Origin of the sequence: Knoellia remsis (assembly GCF_003002895.1) — a bacterium.
Lineage (GTDB): Bacteria > Actinomycetota > Actinomycetes > Actinomycetales > Dermatophilaceae > Knoellia > Knoellia remsis.
Map to the genome: position 1 here is coordinate 129073 of NZ_PVTI01000004.1, position 16900 is coordinate 145972.

Annotated in this window: 10 protein-coding genes; 4 read left to right on the forward strand and 6 right to left on the reverse strand. The window is 71.2% G+C overall.

Translation table 11 applies throughout. From position 1 onward, the window contains the following. Position 1: 1 nt before the first annotated feature. From BCF74_RS04095 to gcvT, 3 genes are all read right to left on the reverse strand, one after another. On the reverse strand, positions 2-6241 hold the full coding sequence (locus BCF74_RS04095; RefSeq protein WP_106296680.1) for an RHS repeat-associated core domain-containing protein: 6240 nt from the start codon (positions 6239-6241) through the stop codon (positions 2-4). 283 nt (positions 6242-6524) lie between these two features. Next, positions 6525-6929, reverse strand: a complete 405-nt coding sequence (locus BCF74_RS04100) for an OsmC family protein (RefSeq protein ID WP_106296681.1) — start codon at positions 6927-6929, stop codon at positions 6525-6527. Next, positions 6922-8034, reverse strand: a complete 1113-nt coding sequence (gene gcvT, locus BCF74_RS04105) for a glycine cleavage system aminomethyltransferase GcvT (RefSeq protein ID WP_106296682.1) — start codon at positions 8032-8034, stop codon at positions 6922-6924. Before gcvT ends, BCF74_RS04100 begins: the two co-directional genes overlap by 8 nt. 101 nt (positions 8035-8135) lie before the next feature. On the opposite strand from gcvT, the gene BCF74_RS04110 reads away from it, so the two are divergent. Then, positions 8136-9677 (forward strand): leucyl aminopeptidase, encoded by a 1542-nt coding sequence (locus BCF74_RS04110; protein ID WP_106296683.1) that lies wholly within the window; start codon positions 8136-8138, stop codon positions 9675-9677. Positions 9678-9817: 140 nt separating this feature from the next. Here the strand turns inward: BCF74_RS04110 and BCF74_RS04115 are convergent, their stop codons facing one another. Both BCF74_RS04115 and BCF74_RS04120 read right to left on the reverse strand, forming a co-directional pair. Next, positions 9818-10009 carry a DUF5302 domain-containing protein gene (locus tag BCF74_RS04115; protein ID WP_106296684.1) on the reverse strand — a complete coding sequence of 64 codons (192 nt, stop codon included), beginning with the start codon at positions 10007-10009 and terminating at the stop codon, positions 9818-9820. 139 nt (positions 10010-10148) lie between these two features. Next, positions 10149-10493 (reverse strand): hypothetical protein, encoded by a 345-nt coding sequence (locus BCF74_RS04120; protein ID WP_106296685.1) that lies wholly within the window; start codon positions 10491-10493, stop codon positions 10149-10151. A 216-nt stretch (positions 10494-10709) separates the two neighbouring features. Here BCF74_RS04120 and lpdA point away from each other — a divergent pair, with 216 nt between their 5' ends. From lpdA to BCF74_RS04135, 3 genes are read left to right on the forward strand one after another with little or no spacing between them, the layout of a single operon-like run. Next, positions 10710-12089, forward strand: coding sequence for a dihydrolipoyl dehydrogenase (lpdA, locus tag BCF74_RS04125; protein WP_106296686.1), 1380 nt, complete (start codon positions 10710-10712; stop codon positions 12087-12089). Between the two features lie 59 nt (positions 12090-12148). Beyond that, positions 12149-14326: a 2-oxoglutarate dehydrogenase, E2 component, dihydrolipoamide succinyltransferase gene (sucB, locus tag BCF74_RS04130; protein ID WP_106296687.1), complete on the forward strand. Its 2178-nt coding sequence runs from the start codon at positions 12149-12151 to the stop codon at positions 14324-14326. A 32-nt stretch (positions 14327-14358) separates the two neighbouring features. Continuing rightward, complete coding sequence (locus BCF74_RS04135) at positions 14359-15252, forward strand: TIGR01777 family oxidoreductase (protein ID WP_106296688.1); 894 nt, start codon at positions 14359-14361, stop codon at positions 15250-15252. Positions 15253-15295: 43 nt separating this feature from the next. Here BCF74_RS04135 and BCF74_RS04140 read toward each other — a convergent pair whose 3' ends face one another. Further along, entirely contained in the window at positions 15296-16864 is a 1569-nt protein-coding gene (locus tag BCF74_RS04140; protein WP_106296689.1) for a serine/threonine-protein kinase, read from the reverse strand. Positions 16865-16900 lie beyond the last annotated feature (36 nt).

Genomic DNA, 16900 nt, shown 5'->3' on the forward strand with positions numbered 1-16900 from the left:
GTTAGAACCTGAACTTATCAGTTTTGCCACCCCTATTGACATAGATAGTCGGAGGTCCCGTTCTGGAATTCGGATTCAACGTCACCCAGGTGCCATCCTTCAACTTTGCCTTCCGCGACCCGTTGGCCATGTACGTGATTTTGCGCCCTTGAGTCAAGTTATTGAAATGCCCGAGTGCGACGCGGATTCCCTTCTTTGGCATAGCGTACTGCCGGCCACCACTCTTTAGCTTTTTGCCCTTAACCCCCTTCGCTTTCCACTTGGAAAGCAATTTCCCAATTGCTTTCGCGGAGAGCATGCCTAGGGCCATAGCAGCGCCGCCTCCACCGCCCGCTCCACCACCCCCATCGCGGTGGATCATGGCCCGGCCGTCGAGGTCGAACGCGTTGATGGGGTCGTTGGGGTAGGTGTAGGTGTTGGCGTTGCCTCCGTAGACGGGGTCGGTGCTGAGGAAGCGTCCGGTGTTGGGGTTGTAGAGCCGCACTCCCATGAGGAGGAGGCCGCCGGGGGTGTCGCCGGCGCGTTGTTTGGCGCCGAGCCACCCGTAGCGGGGGCTGCTGTCGCTGGTGGTGACGCCGTACTCGTCGGGCCGGGACACCTGGAGTGGTTCGGTGTCGGTGGCGGGGAGGGTGGCGGCGATGTCTCCGTGCAGGTCGCTGATCTGCCAGGCGAGGGCGTCGGCGGCGGCACCGGTCTTGTCGATGGTGGCGGTCGCGGCGAGGTCGCCGGTGGGTCCGACGATGTTGCGGGTGATGGTGCCGTCGCCTTCGTCGGTCCAGTCTGGGGCATCTGCGGTGCTGGCGTAGCGCAGCGTCTTGGTTCGGGTGATCAGGGCTCCGGTGTCGGGGTCGGCTTCCTGGGCGGTGCGGGTCGCGATCCGTTGCCCAGTCACGTCGAGCGTGTATGTGGAGGAGGCGGTGGGGTTCTGCCCGGCACCGTTGTTCGCGTCCGCGTCGGCCGCAGTCGCGTAGCTGGTTTGGGTCGCGACGAGGTCGTTGGAGTGGTAGCTGACCCGGGCGACCTGTCCGTCACTGAGCGGGAGGCGGGTCGTGCGCCCGAACGCGTCGTAGGTGTATCCGCTGCTGGTGAGCCGGTCTCCGCTGTCGAACGTGGCGGTCCCGGCCGGGGTGCTCGGGGCAGCGCAGACGGTGAGGTCTCCGTTGCCGTCGGCGGTTGCGGCTGCGGTGGTGCTGGAGAAGCCGGTGCGGTTGGAGTTGGCGTCGAACCGGTAGGCGCGCACGGTGCACTGGTCGCCGTCGAGCTGAACGGTGGAGGTGAGCCTGCCGGTGCCGTCGTAGCGGTAGGTGCGGTGACCGCCGGGCATCATAGTGTGGTCGACCTGCTGGCCATGGATGTTCTCCACGGCGAGCTCGGACAGGACCGGGTCGGCCAGGCCGGTCATGGTCCACACCCGTTCGACCTCTGCGCCGGAGGTGTCGTAGCGGGAGGTGGCTTTCAGGCCTCCCGCGGCGGCCGCACCCATGGTCTGGGAGGTGGTGTTACCGGCGGTGTCGTAGCCGAGCGTGACCTGCCCGCCTTGGGCGTCGGTCTGCGATGTCTGCCGCCCGGTGGCGGCGTCATAGGCCGTTGTGGTCGCGAAGGAGCGCGTCAGCCCACCAGCCAGGACGTCGGACTCGGTCACCTTCACCGGGCGGCCGAGGCTGTCGTACTCAGTCACGGACTTCAGACCGGAGGCGTCGGTGTAGGCCATGTTGCGGCCGAGCGTGTCGGTGATCGTGCTGATCGTCTTCCCGCCGCCGCTGGTTGAGTCCAGAGCTCCGGTGTCGGGGTCGTAGCTGAGGGTCTGGGCGGCAGGGTTCGCGCCCAGGCCGCTGCTGCTGGTCGTGACCGTTGTGGCGCGGTCGGCCTCGTCGAAGACGGTCGTGGTCTTCCGGGACGCCCCGTTGGCGGTCTCGGTGACGACCGCGGCGGCGCCAACTCGGTTGTACTCGGTCGTGGTGACCGGCAGGGAGGTATTGGATGAGGAGCCGGTGATGGCGCCGGCGTAGCCGACCTGACAGGGCAGGTCACCCCACTCGGGACGCCCGGTGCAGGCGCCGGTGTTGTCGTCCCAGTAGGACGTGGTGCGCGTCCCTGCGCCGGTGCCGGCCGCGTCCGACGGCTGCTGCTGGTGGGTAATGCGGCCCTTGGCGTCGTACTTGGTGCGGACGGTGATCTCGTCCCCGGCAGCCGAGCTGGGGTCGGTCGTCACGGCCAGGGGCAGCCCGAGGGCCCAGTCGTAGCTCGTGGTGGTGCTCCGGGCGTTGTCCAGGACGGTCGTGGCGGGGTCGTCCTCGAGCCCGAGGCCACCGGTGACTGTGCTGGTGACCAGGTCAGAGGTGGCCGCGTCGGTGGGTCGGCCCGCGTCGTAGGTACTGCGGGTCGTGGGTCGGTGTTGTGCTTCGGCACCGGTCGAGGTGACGACGGTGCGCAGCGGCCCCTGGGTCCACAGAGTGCGGGAGGCGCCGGTGGTGGGGGACTTCTCGTACGCGGTGACCGTGGCGAGGGCTTGGGCGCGCGCGTCGGTGCTCAGGCCGTCGAGGCCGAGCTCGGCGAGCTTGGCGCCTGCGTCGGTGCCTTGGCCGAGTGCCAGGGCGCGGTTGCCGCCGTCGATGGACAGGACCTCGTTGCCCAGGACGTCGTAGACAGTCGCGTCGAGGAGCCCGTCACGGGTGAGCTGGTTGACCTCGCGGCCGTTGACGTCCATGTACGTGACGGCAGCCTTGCCCCACGAGCGGGTGGTCTCGTCGTCGCCGGCCCAGTAGTCGTTCGACGGCTGCGCCGCAGCGTCAGCGTCGAAGACGGCGGTGCCCTCTACGGCCGCGACGCTCTGGGCCCAGGTCGCCGCGGCTGCGGCGTCGACGTTGACCGGGCCGCGGGCCGCGGTCGTCGTGGGCACCCCGTACACGATGGCGGTGGTCGCGGTCCCGTTCACGGTGCTGGTGGTGCCCGGTGCCAGGGTCGGCCGGGACACCTTCACCAGGCGTCCCTTGCTGGTGGGCAGGGTCCGGTCCCAGGCCGGGCCAGCGACCACCGAGCCCGTCGCGTAGTCGAACGTCCAGGGCTGCTCACCGGGCGGGGTGAGCGTGGTGAGCAGGTTGTTGCTGTCGTAGCCGTAGGTCGTGGTTAGCGCTTTCCCGCCCGTGGTGAGACCCGGCTTGGGGTCGGTGGCCGTGATGAGGCGGCCGGTGCTGTCGTAGCCGTAGGTGGCCTCGACTGTGCCGGTCATCGCGCCCGCACCCGAGGCAGCAGCGGGGTCCCACGTGTACGCGGTGATCTTCGTGATCCGCTGCCCGGTGTAGCCGCCCGAGTCCGGCACGCCCCAGGTCAGCTCGAGGGTGCGGCAGCCACGGGACGCGGCCTGGGTGAGGTCGGTCGCGGGGTTCGCGCAGGCCTGCAAGGCCGTGTCCGTCAGGGCAGGGTTCGGTGCCGCGACCCGGCTGAGGCGGAGCTTGCCGGCGGGGTCGAGGGTGTAGCCGTAGCGGGCCGTGGCGCCCTGACCGGTCGGGGTGCTGGAGGCGACTGGCCACGTGTCCGCCGGTGGTGTGCCACCGGTCGGTTTGGCGAAGGTGGTGACGTTCCCGTCAGAGTCCTTCAGGGTGAACGACCCGGTGAACGACCCGGTCAGGGTCAGGTCTGCGAAGCCGGGCTCGGGCACCCAGGTGCCGTTCGGGCCGGCGGTGTAGGCGATGACCTCGCCCTCTTCGTCCTGAACCTCGAGGGAGGTGGCGCTGGTCTTGAGGACGGCGACCCAGTTGGTGTCGGTGTACTCCGACGCCCCGGACAGCGACCACTCGGCGCCGAAGCCGCCGGCCTGGCCGTTGTCGGTACCGGCCGTCAGAGACCGGGACCCGTAGGTGCGGCCGATGCTGGCTCCGAACAGGGTCGCGTCCGTGTCCGACAGCGACAGGGCACCGGTGAGCAGGTTCACGCTGCCCGGGCCCGCGGTGGCGTCCCCGGCCTGGCCAGCGTTCACGTCCACGGTGACGGTGTTCGGGTCAGTGCTGGACCCGTTCGCGAACAGTGCTCGGATTTCGACCACCCCGCCACCGGCGAGGGTGGTGGCGGCGTCCCAGTACGACATTGCCGTGGTCGGGGACGCCGTTGCCGGCCACGACGAGCGCGTGGCCCCGGCAGTGTCCGTCACGTCCGCCAGTGGAATATCGGTCCAGGCGGCGGTGACGCCGCGTCGGTACTGGAACTTGTGTGTCCCCAGCGCGGAAACCTGCGACGAGTCGATGAGGAGCTGCAACGGGACGCGGCGTGCCGTGACGTGGTTCTCCACGGGCTGCCCGATTGCGACCCCGGACCCCACATAGAAGACGTAGGCCTTCCCGGCGGACACGTTCCCGGCCTTGTCCATGGACCGCACGTACAGGGTGTGCTTGCCCTCTGCTGGCTTGGCCAGCGAGATCGCGACCGCCTGGTTCGCGGATGCGGTCACGCTGCTGGCGTAGGTGGCGGTGTCCAGGGAGTACTGCACCTTCGCGGTGTCGGACGCGCTCGAGGTCGCGGTGAACGCGAGCTTCCCGGCGGCGTCCACAATGTCGGACCACTGGTTCTCTGGCGAGGTCGATGACCCCACGCCCGGGACCGCAGGCGCGGTCGTGTCGACGACGAAGTTGTCGTAGTTCGACCACGCCTTCGACGTCAACGACCCGTCGTTGCCGTAGACCCGCACGACGTAGCGCGAGCCGTTGGTGAGCTTCCCGGCAGGGACGACGTACTGGGACGTGCCGCCCGAGGTGACGCTGGAACCAGCCGCCTTGTCGATGACCGGAGTACCCGTGCCGTTGAGGTACACACTGAACAGGCCCTTGACCGTGCCGCCGTCAGGGTCGGAGACAACCGCCTTCAACGTCGGGGTCGCCGACGTCGACCACCCAGCAGTCGAGGTCGACGACGACGTGCCGGGCGAGTGGGTCGCGGTGCCCGGGGTGTTCGGGTACCGGTTGTAGGTGACCGACAGCTTCGGCACGTTGGAGGCGGCGTTGGCGGAGTTGAATCTCTTCCACCCGTAGACGTCGCTCTCCGAGGCGGCGCGCAGCTGCAGAGCCCGCACACCACCGGTCGCAGTCCACGCATCGACCAGGCTCGTGACCGAGACACTGATCCACCCATCCGCGCACGAGGAGGAGAACCCCTTCGCGACGTTCACCGAGCCATACACCCCGCCAGCGGTGGGCTGGTTCGCCCACGTCGTGGACGTCGTGAAGGCGTTCGAGGACAACACGTTCAGCTGACGCGCCGAGCAGGACCAGGAGTGGTACTCCCACAGCGACAGCGTCGCCGACGTGACGTCGGCACCCTTGTACGCGTCGGTGTTGAACGACAGCAGCGAGCGGGCGATCGCTGTCCCGTTGTACCCGGCCCGCAGCTCGGTCGAGCCGGCCTGGGCTGCGGTCCAGTCCTGCTGGATCCACGTGTCCGAGTATGCCGCTTGCGTGGTGATCGGGTCGATCGTGATCGGGAACGTGCGCTCGGGAGATGCCAGCCAGGACGCGTCGACCGACAGCACCAGGTCACCACGGTTGCGTTTGGCATCGGCCGCCTCGAACCGCATCCCGACAGGGATCTCCGAGGCCGGGAGCCCCGAGCCGGGATCCTTCTTGGCGTCCCACGCTCGCGGCGCCGGGATCGTCTGGACCGCGCGGCCCTTGGCGTCCACGAAGTCCAAGCCCCCATCGGCGCGATCACGCGCCACCAGGCCCTTGGTCCGGACAGGCATACGCACCAGGTACTTGCCATCCTTTGCTGCGGCTGCAGCGGCGTCGGCCGCGGTGCGGTCCTTGAGCAGCAGGAACTGCTCAACCCCGGTCCGGGTCACCTCCTGCACCAGATCCGTACCGGCGCTGATGTTGGGGTAGGTCGCCTCCGTGCCCGACAGCTGCGGCTTCGGCAACGCCTGACCCCAACGCAGCTCAACCCCGCGGCCCTCCCGGTCCGCGAGTGAGGCCAGCATCCCCTCCCCGCTCGTCTTCCCCGCCAGTCGCAAACCCTGCGGGTGAACCTTCGGCCCGACCGTGCCATCACTGAACTCGGTCAAGGTCAGGTCGACATCACGCCACCCGTCCTTGCCAGCCTTGTCCCGCACCCGCACCGGCGCCCCGAACTGCTCCGTCGAGAACGACCCGTCCGGGTTCACAAACGTCGACTCGACCTCCGAGCGCGCCTTCAGCACCTCCACCCGCGCGCCACGCACCCGCGCCGTCAGCTGCGCCGAGATCACGTCCTCAGCCACCAACGGCTCACCCTCAGGCGCCGCAGGTGCCGTCTCAGCCGGAGCCACCGTCGCAGGCTCCGCCGCCATCGCGGGAGCAACCCCAACACCGAGCGCCGCCGCGGACACCACCGCGACCACCCGCACCCACGGACGAAACCACCCCGACGCCGACCCCTCAGCGATCAGCTTCGGACTCCAGGAGAACCACGACTCAGACATGGCAGACCCTCTATACAGCCCACCGTCTGTGCCCCATTGCCTCGCGCGTGGACCCCCAACCACACGGGTGGGACGGGGAGGATTATGGACCAAACCTCGCGGACGCGCAACCCCTCACCCGGCAGCAATCGCATCCCCTTGTCAGGCGATCGTCTCGCCTCGCACCATCCACAGTCACTCTCAGCGGCGCGGGATCCGCCCCGGCGTCGTCGGTGTAGTCGAGCACGTCGAGACCCGCGGTCGCGGCCACGTGCAGGAAGGACAGCATCTGGCAGGAGCTCGCGGCGAGGACGAGCAGCTGCTCGGGGTTGGCCCTCCCGGCGTCACCACGGAAGTGCGGATCAGCGCTCAGGGCAACGGGATTCGCCGCCGGGGGCACTGCTCCCTCGTGGTCCCGCGTGTATGCCGTGTAGCCGCCGCCCGTGGACCCCTCCCACGCGATCGTGGCGCGGTAGGTGTGGTCGCCGTTGTCGCGGCGCTCAGGCATCGCGCACGCCCACCTCGACGAACGGGGGCTTCGTCACCGTCGCGGGCACTTCACGACCCCGGACGTCGATGACGACCTCGTCGCCGACCGCGACGGAGCCCTCGAGCTGGGCGAGGGCGATGCCCTGCTTGCGCGTCGGGCTGAACGTCCCCGAGGTCACCTCGCCGACGACCTCGCCGTCCTTGAGCACGGAGCAGTGCGCTCGCGGGATGCCGCGCCCGGTGACGACGAGACCGCGGTTCAGGCGGGACGTCTTCGCCGCGCGCTGCTCGGTGAGCGCGTCCTTGCCCCAGAAGGTCTCCTTGTCCCAGCCGACGGCCCACGCGGCCGCGGCCATGACCGGCGTGATCTCGGTGCTGAGGTCGTTGCCGTGCAAGGGATAGCCCATCTCGGTCCGCAGCGTGTCGCGCGCGCCGAGACCGGCCGGCATACCGCCCTGGTCGGCGACCGCGGACGCGAGGGCGTCCCACAGCGAGCCGGCCGCGTCCCAGGCGGGCACGAGCTCGTAGCCGCGCTCCCCCGTGTAGCCGGTGCGGCACACGATGACGGGCTGGCCCTGCCACTCGGTCTCGACGAAGCTCATGTAGTCGTGGTCGACCGGCAGCCCGAGGGCGGTGAGCACCTCGTCGCTGCGCGGACCCTGGACCGCGAACACGGCATACGCGTCGTGGAGGTTCTCGACCTCGATGCCCTCGGGAGCGGCGGCGCGCAGCAGGTCGACGACCGCGGCGGTGTTGGCGGCGTTGGGGATGAGGAAGACGTCGTCGTCGCTGCGGACATAGGCGATGAGGTCGTCGACGACACCGCCGTCGTCCTGGCAGCACAGGGTGTACTGCGCCTGGCCGGGACCGATGCGGCGCAGGTCGTTGGTCAGGCACGCGTTGACGAAGTCGACGGCGCTGACCTCGCCGGAGACGCGCGTGACGCGGGCCTTGCCGAGGTGACTCACGTCGAAGAGGCCCACCCGCTCACGGACACTCGTGTGCTCGGCGACGACACCGCCGCCGGGGTACTCGATCGGCATCTCCCACCCGCCGAAGTCGGCCATCTTCGCGCCGAGGGCGACGTGCCGGTCGTGGACGGGTGAACGCAGCAGATCGGTCATGGCCGCACGCTATCGCGCTGTGGTGGGCGCGCGCGTCGCGGCTAGGGTGCGGTGCGAAGGGGCGATGACCTCGCCCGCCGCGCACACTCACAGGAGCTCTCGTGCCCACCCTCAGCCTCACCACCCGCGACGCCGCGACCCTGCGCGCCGACGCCCTCGTCGTCGGCGCCGTGTCGACCGACGACGGCGCCGCCCTCGCCGACGGACACGGTCTCCCCGGAGCCGCCGCGAAGCACCTCGCCACCGTCCTTGCCGACCTCGAGGCCAAGGGCGAGGCCGGTGAGGTGGTCCGCGTCGTCGCCGTGCCCGAGGTGGCCGCAACCGCGGTCGTCGTGACCGGCCTCGGCCCGGCCGCCGATATCACGCCGGACGTGTTGCGTGCCGGCGCCGGTACGGCGCTGCGCTCGGTCGCGTCGAAGAAGGCCGTCGCCGTCGCCCTCCCCGCCTCCGACGAGGCGGCGCTCGCCGCGGTCGCGGACGGCGCGTATGCCGGGTGCTACACCTTCGACGCCGGCTCCACGCGCGCATCGGGCACGACGAAGACCGCCAAGGGCAAGGCCTCATCAAGGAAGGCTGCCCCGGGCGACGGTCCGAAGATCACGGTCGTGTCGAGCATCGGCCAGGGCGCCGCGGTCAAGCGCGCCGTCGAGCGCGCCGGCGTCATCGGGTCCGCGCGCGACCTCGCCCGCGACCTCGTCAACACCCCGCCGAACCAGCTCACGCCACAGCTCTTCGTCGACCGGGTCAAGAAGGCCGCGGCCGCATCGTCGGGCAAGGTCACCGTCAGCGTCCTCGACGAGAAGGCGCTCGCCAAGGGCGGGTTCGGCGGCATCGTCGGCGTCGGCCAGGGCTCCGCCAACCCGCCGCGCATCGTGACGATGAGCTATGTCCCGTCCGGTCGCGGCAGCAAGGGCGGCTCGGTCGCCCTCGTCGGCAAGGGCATCACCTTCGACTCCGGCGGCCTGTGCATCAAGCCGGCCGGGAGCATGGTGACGATGAAGTGCGACATGGCCGGCGCGGCCGCCGTCGCGGCAGCCGTCATCGCCGCCGCCGAGCTCGGTGGCCCGGTCGCCGTCACCGGCTACCTCTGCCTCGCCGAGAACATGCCGAGCGGCACGGCGCAGCGCCCCGGCGACGTCGTGACGATGCGCAACGGCACGACCGTCGAGATCATCAACACCGACGCCGAAGGACGCATGGTCCTCGGCGACGGCCTCTGCCTCGCCTCGGAGGCCGGGCCCGACGTCATCGTCGACGTGGCGACGCTCACCGGTGCCGCCGTCGTGGCCCTCGGCAGCCGGGTCGCCGGTGTCATGGGCAACGACGACGACTTCCGCAGCCGCGTCGTGGACGCGGGGACCGCTGCGGGCGAGGCCTCGTGGGCGATGCCGCTCCCGAAGGAGCTGCGCGCCGGCCTCGACTCGACGGTCGCCGACCTCGCGCACACGGCCGAGCGGTGGGGCGGCATGCTCACGGCTGCGATCTTCCTCCAGGAGTTCGTCGGCGAAGGCATCCCGTGGGCGCACGTCGACATCGCCGGGCCGGCGTTCAACGAGAAGGGCCCGGACGGCGCCACCCCCAAGGGCGGCACCGGCTACGGCGTCGCGACCCTCGTGAACCTCATCGAGAACCACGGCAGCTGACCAGCCCCCCTGCCACTTATTGCGCTTTGTGCACCCTTCCGGCGACGGTCACCGACCGCGCAACGGTGCACAAAGCGCAATAAGTGGGTAGTTCAGCACGTGGGTGGTTCAGCACGTGGGTGGTTCAGCACGTGGGTGGTTCAGCCGGACTTGCGACGGAACATCTGGTCGCGGCCGGTCGTCTCCGGGCCGTGGTCGTGGTCGACCTTGGACCTCGCCGAGTGGTCCGAGACGTCGGTGCCGCCGTGGGAGTTCTTCTTGTCCAGCGCCTCGCGGAACTTCTTCTTCATGTCCTCGCTCGGGGTCGGGCGGGAGCTCTTCGAGTCGGTCACGGGGCCTCCTGGGCTCTCGGTCTGTCCTGCCACTCTGACACGCGCAACGGCGCGCGGCCACCGGGTTTGTCCGTCGTCGTCGGCGGACCCACGCAGGGCTGAGCCGGTCCCACTCCCGCTCCCGTCCGCGCGGGACTCCCTATTCCCGAGGGGTTCTCGGACCGCGCTGGCGGGCGTTCCAGTCGCGCATGCGCTGCGGGTAGCCGGTCTGGTTGACGTCGTAGGTCGGGAGCCGCAGCTCGGTCGCGAGCCGGAACCCGTCCTCGCGCGACGGCACGGCACGACGCGTCCACTCGCCGTCGTGCGCGATGAGGATGACCGTCGTCGCGGTGACGTTCGTCGCGGGCTCGACGTAGGCCTCCACTCCCCGGCGGCTCGCGGCGAACTCGCGGAAGTGGGTGCGCACCCGCTTGACGTCGTCCTTGGAGACGGGCGCGGCGCCCGTCGCGGCACCCTCTCGGGGCTTCCGTCTCCACCACGCCATGACGCCACGATAGGTGCGGCGGCTGGGAGGTGACCGGGAATCAGCCGAATGCGCGCGGCATACGAGCCTCTCGCCTGTCCCCGCCGGCGCGCGTCGCATCGACCGGGCACACCTGCTGTGACGCCCGCCACGGTGCAGTGACAGGATGGCCTCACCGGCACGGCCGCAGCGAGACCCGCCGACCCGTGCCCCGCCAGCCACCGACCAGGAGCGCAGATGCCGGACACCGCCGAGGACACCTACGACGTCGTCATCCTCGGGGGTGGGAGCGGCGGCTACGCCTGCGCCTTCCGCGCCGCCGAGCTCGGCATGACGGTGGCCCTCGTCGAGAAGGCCAAGCTCGGAGGCACCTGCCTGCACGTCGGCTGCATCCCGACCAAGGCTCTCCTGCACGCGGCCGAGGTCGCCGACACCGCCCGCGAGGGCTCGCAGCTCGGCGTCAACACGACGCTGGAGTCGATCGACATGGCCGGCGTCAACGGCTACAAGGACGGCGTCATCGCCCGCCTCCACAAGGGCCTGCTCGGCCTGGCCAAGGCCCACAAGGTCGAGCTCGTCGAAGGCTCCGGCCGACTCCTCGACCGCTCCACCGTCGAGGTCGACGGGCGCCGCCTCACCGGCCGCAACGTCGTCCTCGCGACGGGCTCACAGCCGAAGACGCTGCCCGGCCTCGAGATCGGCGGCCGCATCATGACGAGCGAGCAGGCCCTCGCCCTGGACACCGTGCCCGAGCGCGTCGTCGTCCTCGGTGGCGGCGTCATCGGCGTCGAGTTCGCGTCGGTGTTCCGCTCGTTCGGCTCCGAGGTGACCGTCGTCGAGGCACTGCCCCGGCTCGTGGCCGCCGAGGACGAGGCGGTGTCCAAGGTGCTCGAGCGGGCCTTCCGCAAGCGCGGCATCACCGCCCGCACCGGCGTGGCGTTCGCCGGCGCGACGCAGGACGGCGACGTCGTCACCGTCTCGCTCGAGGACGGCTCGACCATCGAGGCCGACCTGCTGCTCGTCGCCGTCGGTCGCGGCCCCGTCACGGAGGGGCTCGGCTACGAGGACGCCGGGGTCACCCTCGAGCGCGGCTTCGTCACGACCGACGAGCGCCTGCACACCGGGGTCGAGGGCGTGTATGCCGTGGGAGACATCGTGCCCGGCCTCCAGCTCGCACACCGCGGCTTCCAGCAGGGCATCTTCGTCGCCGAGGAGATCGCCGGGCTCGCACCCGCCGTCATCCCGGACTCGTCCATCCCGCGGGTGACCTACAGCAACCCCGAGATCGCCTCGGTCGGCCTCACCGAGGCCCAGGCCCGCGAGGCCCACGGCGAGGTCGAGACCTACGAGTACAACCTCGGCGGCAACGGCAAGTCCCAGATCCTGCAGACGCAAGGTTTCGTCAAGCTCGTGCGCGTCAAGGACGGTCCCGTCGTCGGTGTGCACATGGTCGGCGCCCGGATGGGTGAGCAGATCGGCGAGGCGCAGCTCATCGTCGGCTGGGAGGCCCACCCCGACGACGTCGCACCGCTCATCCACGCCCACCCCACCCAGAACGAGGCTCTCGGTGAGGCGCATCTGGCGCTCGCCGGCAAACCCCTGCATGCTCACAGCTAGACCAGCAGTCGCACAACTAGAGTTGACGTACGCCACCGTCGATAAGGAGAACTGACACCATGTCCGAACGTGTGACCATGCCCGCCCTCGGCGAGTCCGTGACCGAGGGCACCGTCACCCGGTGGCTGAAGAACGTCGGCGACCAGGTCGAGGTCGACGAGCCGCTGCTCGAGGTCTCGACCGACAAGGTCGACACCGAGATCCCCTCTCCCGTGGCCGGCACCCTCCAGGAGATCCTCGCCGAGGAGGACGAGACCGTCGAGGTCGGCGCCGACCTCGCCGTCATCGGCGACGGCCCCGCTGGTGAGGGAGACTCCTCCGGCGGCGCGTCGAGCGAGGGTTCCGACGCCGCCGCGCAGTCCACCGACGCCGGTTCGTCCGACTCCGGCTCGTCCGGCGAGAACGACGGCGACGCCGTCGACTCCGCGCAGGACCGCAACGCGGTGACCGAGGCCGGCGACGAGGGCGGCCAGGACCCCGCCTCTCCGCAGACGGACGAGCCGCAGCAGGCGTCGCCCGAGGCCGCCGCCCGCGCCGACGAGGGCACGCAGGCCCCCGCGCAGGCTCAGCAGTCCGAGCAGTCCCAGCAGTCCGAGCAGCAGGCCGCGCCGCAGGAGCAGAGCGCGCCCGCATCCTCCGGTGGCTCAGGCGGCTCGACCGGCGGCTCGACCGGTAGTTCCGGCGGTGGCACGAAGGTGACCATGCCGGCGCTCGGTGAGTCGGTCACCGAGGGCACGATCACCCGCTGGCTCAAGGCCGAGGGCGACGAGGTCGCCGTCGACGAGCCCCTCCTCGAGGTCTCAACCGACAAGGTCGACACCGAGATCCCCTCCCCGGTCGCGGGCACGCTCACGAAGATCCTCGTCCAGGAGGACGAGACCGTGGAGGTCGGCGCCGACCTCGCCGTGGTTGGTGGCGACGCAGGTGGTTCCGACGCCGGTGGCTCGGACGACTCCGGCGCCCAGGGCGGATCGCAGTCGCAGGCCGCCAGTGGCGAGGAGACCCAGCCCAGCGAGCCGGCCCCCGAGGTCCCGGCCGAGCCGTCCACCGAGCAGTCCGAGCCCGAGAAGGCGCCGGACGCCGAGCAGGAGGAGCCCGCACAGGAGCAGCCGGAGCAGAAGGAGCCGAAGCAGCAGCAGGCTCCAGCCGAGACGACGCAGCAGTCCTCCGGTCAGACCGCGCAGGCCACCGCACCGGCCCCGCAGCAGTCGCAGCAGCAGGCTCCAGCCGCCCAGCAGTCCGAGCAGCCGAAGCAGCAGACGCCAAGCGCGGCCGAGCCGCAGGACGCGTCGGCCTACGTCACACCGCTCGTGCGCAAACTCGCCGCCGAGAACGGCATCGACCTCGCGTCCGTCAAGGGCACCGGGGTCGGCGGGCGCATCCGCAAGCAGGACGTCCTCGCCGCCGCCGAGGCCGCGAAGGCTCCCGCTCCCGCCGCGGAGGCTCCGGCCGCCGCGTCCGGTGGCGCAGCCACCCCGGCTGCCGCCGCGAAGCCCGCGGCCGCTGCTGAGGACACGAACCTGCGCGGTACGACGCAGCCGATGACCCGCCTGCGCAAGATGATCGCCAAGCGCATGGTCGAGTCGCTGCAGACGTCGGCGCAGCTCACGACGGTCGTCGAGGTCGACGTCACGAAGATCTCCCGCCTGCGCGACCGCGCCAAGGGAGACTTCGCCCGTCGCGAGGGCACGAAGCTCAGCTTCCTGCCGTTCTTCACCCTCGCCGCGGTCGAGGCACTCAAGGTGCATCCGACGGTCAACGCGAGCATCGAGGACGACAACGTCGTCTACCACGGCACCGAGAACGTCGGGATGGCCGTCGACACCGAGAAGGGCCTCATCGTCCCGGTCGTCAAGAACGCCGGCAACCTCAACATCGCCGGCCTCGCCCGGGCGATCGCCGACGTCGCCGAGCGCACGCGCACCAACAAGATCACGCCCGACGACCTCGCCGGTGGCACGTTCACCATCACGAACACCGGGTCGCGCGGCGCGCTCTTCGACACCCCGATCATCAACCAGCCGCAGGTCGCGATCCTCGGCACGGGTGCGGTCGTGAAGCGGCCGGTCGTCGTCACCGACGCCGACGGCGGCGAGACGATCGCCATCCGCTCGATGGTCTACCTCGCCCTCTCCTACGACCACCGGATCGTCGACGGCGCCGACGCCGCGCGGTTCCTCTCCACGGTCAAGGAGCGGCTCGAGGAGGGCAACTTCGAGGCCGACCTCGGGCTCTGACACAGGGCAGCGCCCACGGGAGCCTGACACCCATGACACAGCGCATCGTCGTCGCCGGATCCTCCGGACTGATCGGCGGTGCGCTGTGTCGTTCCCTCGAACGTGACGGCCACACCGTCGTCCGGCTCGTCCGCCGCCCACCCGAGGCGCCCGGCCAGGTGCAGTGGGACCCCTCGACCCGACGGCTCGACCCCGTCGTCCTCGAGGGCGCCGATGCCGTCGTCAACCTCGCCGGCGCGGGCCTCGGGGACAAGCGGTGGAACCCCGAGGTGCGGGCCGAGCTCATCCGCTCCCGCACCGACACGACCACCGCGATCGCCGAGGCGGTCGCGGCCACCGGATCCCGTATGCCGTTCCTCGCCGGCTCGGCCGTGGGCTACTACGGCGACCGCGGCGACGAGGTGCTGACCGAGGACAGCTCCGGGGGCAGTGGCTTCCTCGCGGACCTCGTCCGGGCCTGGGAGGGCGCGGCAGAACCCGCACGTGCGGCCGGGTCCCGGGTGGCGCACCTGCGCACCGGCATCGTGCTCTCACCCGAGGGCGACGCCATGAAGCCGCTGCTCCGCCTTGCGAGGTTCGGCCTCGCCGGACCCCTCGGCGACGGCGAGCAGTACTGGTCGTGGATCACGCTCGAGGACCACGTCCGCGCCATGCGGCACGTGCTCGACTCCGAGCTCGACGGACCGGTCAACCTCACCGGGCCCGAGCCCGCCCGGCAGCGTGACATCGCCGCCGAGATCGGTCGGCAGCTGCACCGTCCCGCGGTGCTGCCGGCGCCCCGGCTCGCGCTGCGTGCCGTCGTGGGCGAGATGGCCGACGACATCGTTGCGAGCCAGCGTGCCCTGCCGGCCCGGCTGCGCGAGAACGGGTTCGACTTCGAGCACTCCACCTTGCCCGAGGCCGTGCGCTGGCTCCTCGACGCCTGAGCAGCCGGGGGCCTGGATCGTCAGGCCGTCAGGACGTCAGCCGTCACGACGACACTGCACGCACGTCGTGGACCCGCCACCCGCTGTCGGTGCGGACGAGGTCGAGCAGCACCGGGTCCGCGGCCACCGCCGGGCGGCGCTGGTCACCCGCCGCCGAGCGCACGATGTGCTCGCCCGTGTCGATGCGCGCCCGCACCGTGACGACACCCTTGTTCTCCCCCACGACGCGCGCCTCCTGCACGGTGAACCGCAGCCCGACGTAGCGCTGCCCGGCACGCTGCACCCCGGCCAGCACCTCGGTGTCCCGGGCCAGGGCGGGTGAGCGGGGCGCGTCCACCTCGACCAGCCCGGCTGCGATCCCGCGCGACCAGGCCCGTGCCCGGGCGTCGGCCAAGGCACGCACGAGGGCGACCGGGTCCTTCCGCGGAGCCTCGGGGGCCAGCCGGATGTCCGACGGCGTGGTGGTCTCCGCGGCGTTCACGGCGGGCCCTCCGGCCGAGGCCGGGGACGCCTCCGTACGGCCGGTGCGCTCCTGGGCGCCCGACCAGGCGGCCGACCCGGCACCGACGGCGACGACGGTGAGCAGCACCGCCGCGACGGCCCCCAGCCACCGCAGCGACGGCCGCACCCACCCGGCCGCCAGGGACAGCCGTGCGCGCGGCACCCGGAGCGTGGGGCGCCACAACGCTGCCCGGCGCGACGGTCCGGCAGCGGTCGCCGGCGTCTCGCCCGCCGCGGCCCGTGCCGCCGCGCGGATCCGGCGGGTGAGGAGGCTGACGTCGTCGCCTCCGCGGACGAGCTCGAGCGGCGTCGGCTCCGCCGACTCGAAGATGGCCAGGGCGAGGGCGTCCGCGTCGGGACGATCGTCAACGCGCGTGCGCAGTGCCCCCTCAATCGCGTCGGCGAGCGCCTCAGGGAGGTCGGGAAGCCGCTCTCGCAGCGGCCTCCGGATCCCCGCCGGCTCCGGAGCCTCCCCCGTGAGACAGAACCAGGCCAGGGCCCCCATCGCGAACACGTCGGCGGCAGGGGTCGGCGCCGATCCCATGAGCACCTCGGGCGCGACGAACCCGTCCGTGCCGCGCACCTCTCCGGTCACCGTCCCGGCGATGCGGGCGACGCCGAGGTCGGCGAGGAAGGGCCGGCCCTCGAGGTCGAGCAGGACGTTGCCGGGGGCGACGTCCCCGTGGACGACACCCATCCCGTGGAGCCGACCGAGCACCGAGGCCACGGGGCTCAGCACCGTCACCGTCTCGCCGGGTGAGAGATGTCCCCGCGCCCGCACGGCCGCGCCGAGCGACCCCCCTGGCAGCAGGTCGAGGACGAGCGCGACCTCACCGCCGGCCAGCGCGACCGCCTCGCGCATCCGCACGAGATGCGGCTCCTCGATCCGTCCGAGCACCGCGAGCTCGACCAGCGCCGCCTCCGCGTCGGCGGCAGCAACCACCTTGATGGCGACCATGTCCCCGTGGGCGTCCGTCGCCGACCAGACCGACCCGGATCCCCCCTGGCCCAGCGGCTCGACGACGTCGAAGCCGGGCACCTCCGGTGCGCGATGGTCCTCGACCCGGTGGCGGCCGGCATACCGGGCGCTCGTGCTCCCTGACTCGTCCATGCAGCCACTCTGGCAAGGATCGCGAAAGTCGCCGCG

What these genes read in the sequence shown, in the direction of transcription:
- BCF74_RS04100 (WP_106296681.1), bottom strand. Translation starts at nt 6,929, where the DNA reads ATGCCTGAGCGCCGCGACAACGGCGACCACACCTACCGCGCCACGATC.
- gcvT (WP_106296682.1), bottom strand. Translation starts at nt 8,034, where the DNA reads ATGACCGATCTGCTGCGTTCACCCGTCCACGACCGGCACGTCGCCCTC.
- BCF74_RS04120 (WP_106296685.1), bottom strand. Translation starts at nt 10,493, where the DNA reads ATGGCGTGGTGGAGACGGAAGCCCCGAGAGGGTGCCGCGACGGGCGCC.
- lpdA (WP_106296686.1), top strand. Translation starts at nt 10,710, where the DNA reads ATGCCGGACACCGCCGAGGACACCTACGACGTCGTCATCCTCGGGGGT.
- sucB (WP_106296687.1), top strand. Translation starts at nt 12,149, where the DNA reads ATGTCCGAACGTGTGACCATGCCCGCCCTCGGCGAGTCCGTGACCGAG.
- BCF74_RS04135 (WP_106296688.1), top strand. Translation starts at nt 14,359, where the DNA reads ATGACACAGCGCATCGTCGTCGCCGGATCCTCCGGACTGATCGGCGGT.
- BCF74_RS04140 (WP_106296689.1), bottom strand. Translation starts at nt 16,864, where the DNA reads ATGGACGAGTCAGGGAGCACGAGCGCCCGGTATGCCGGCCGCCACCGG.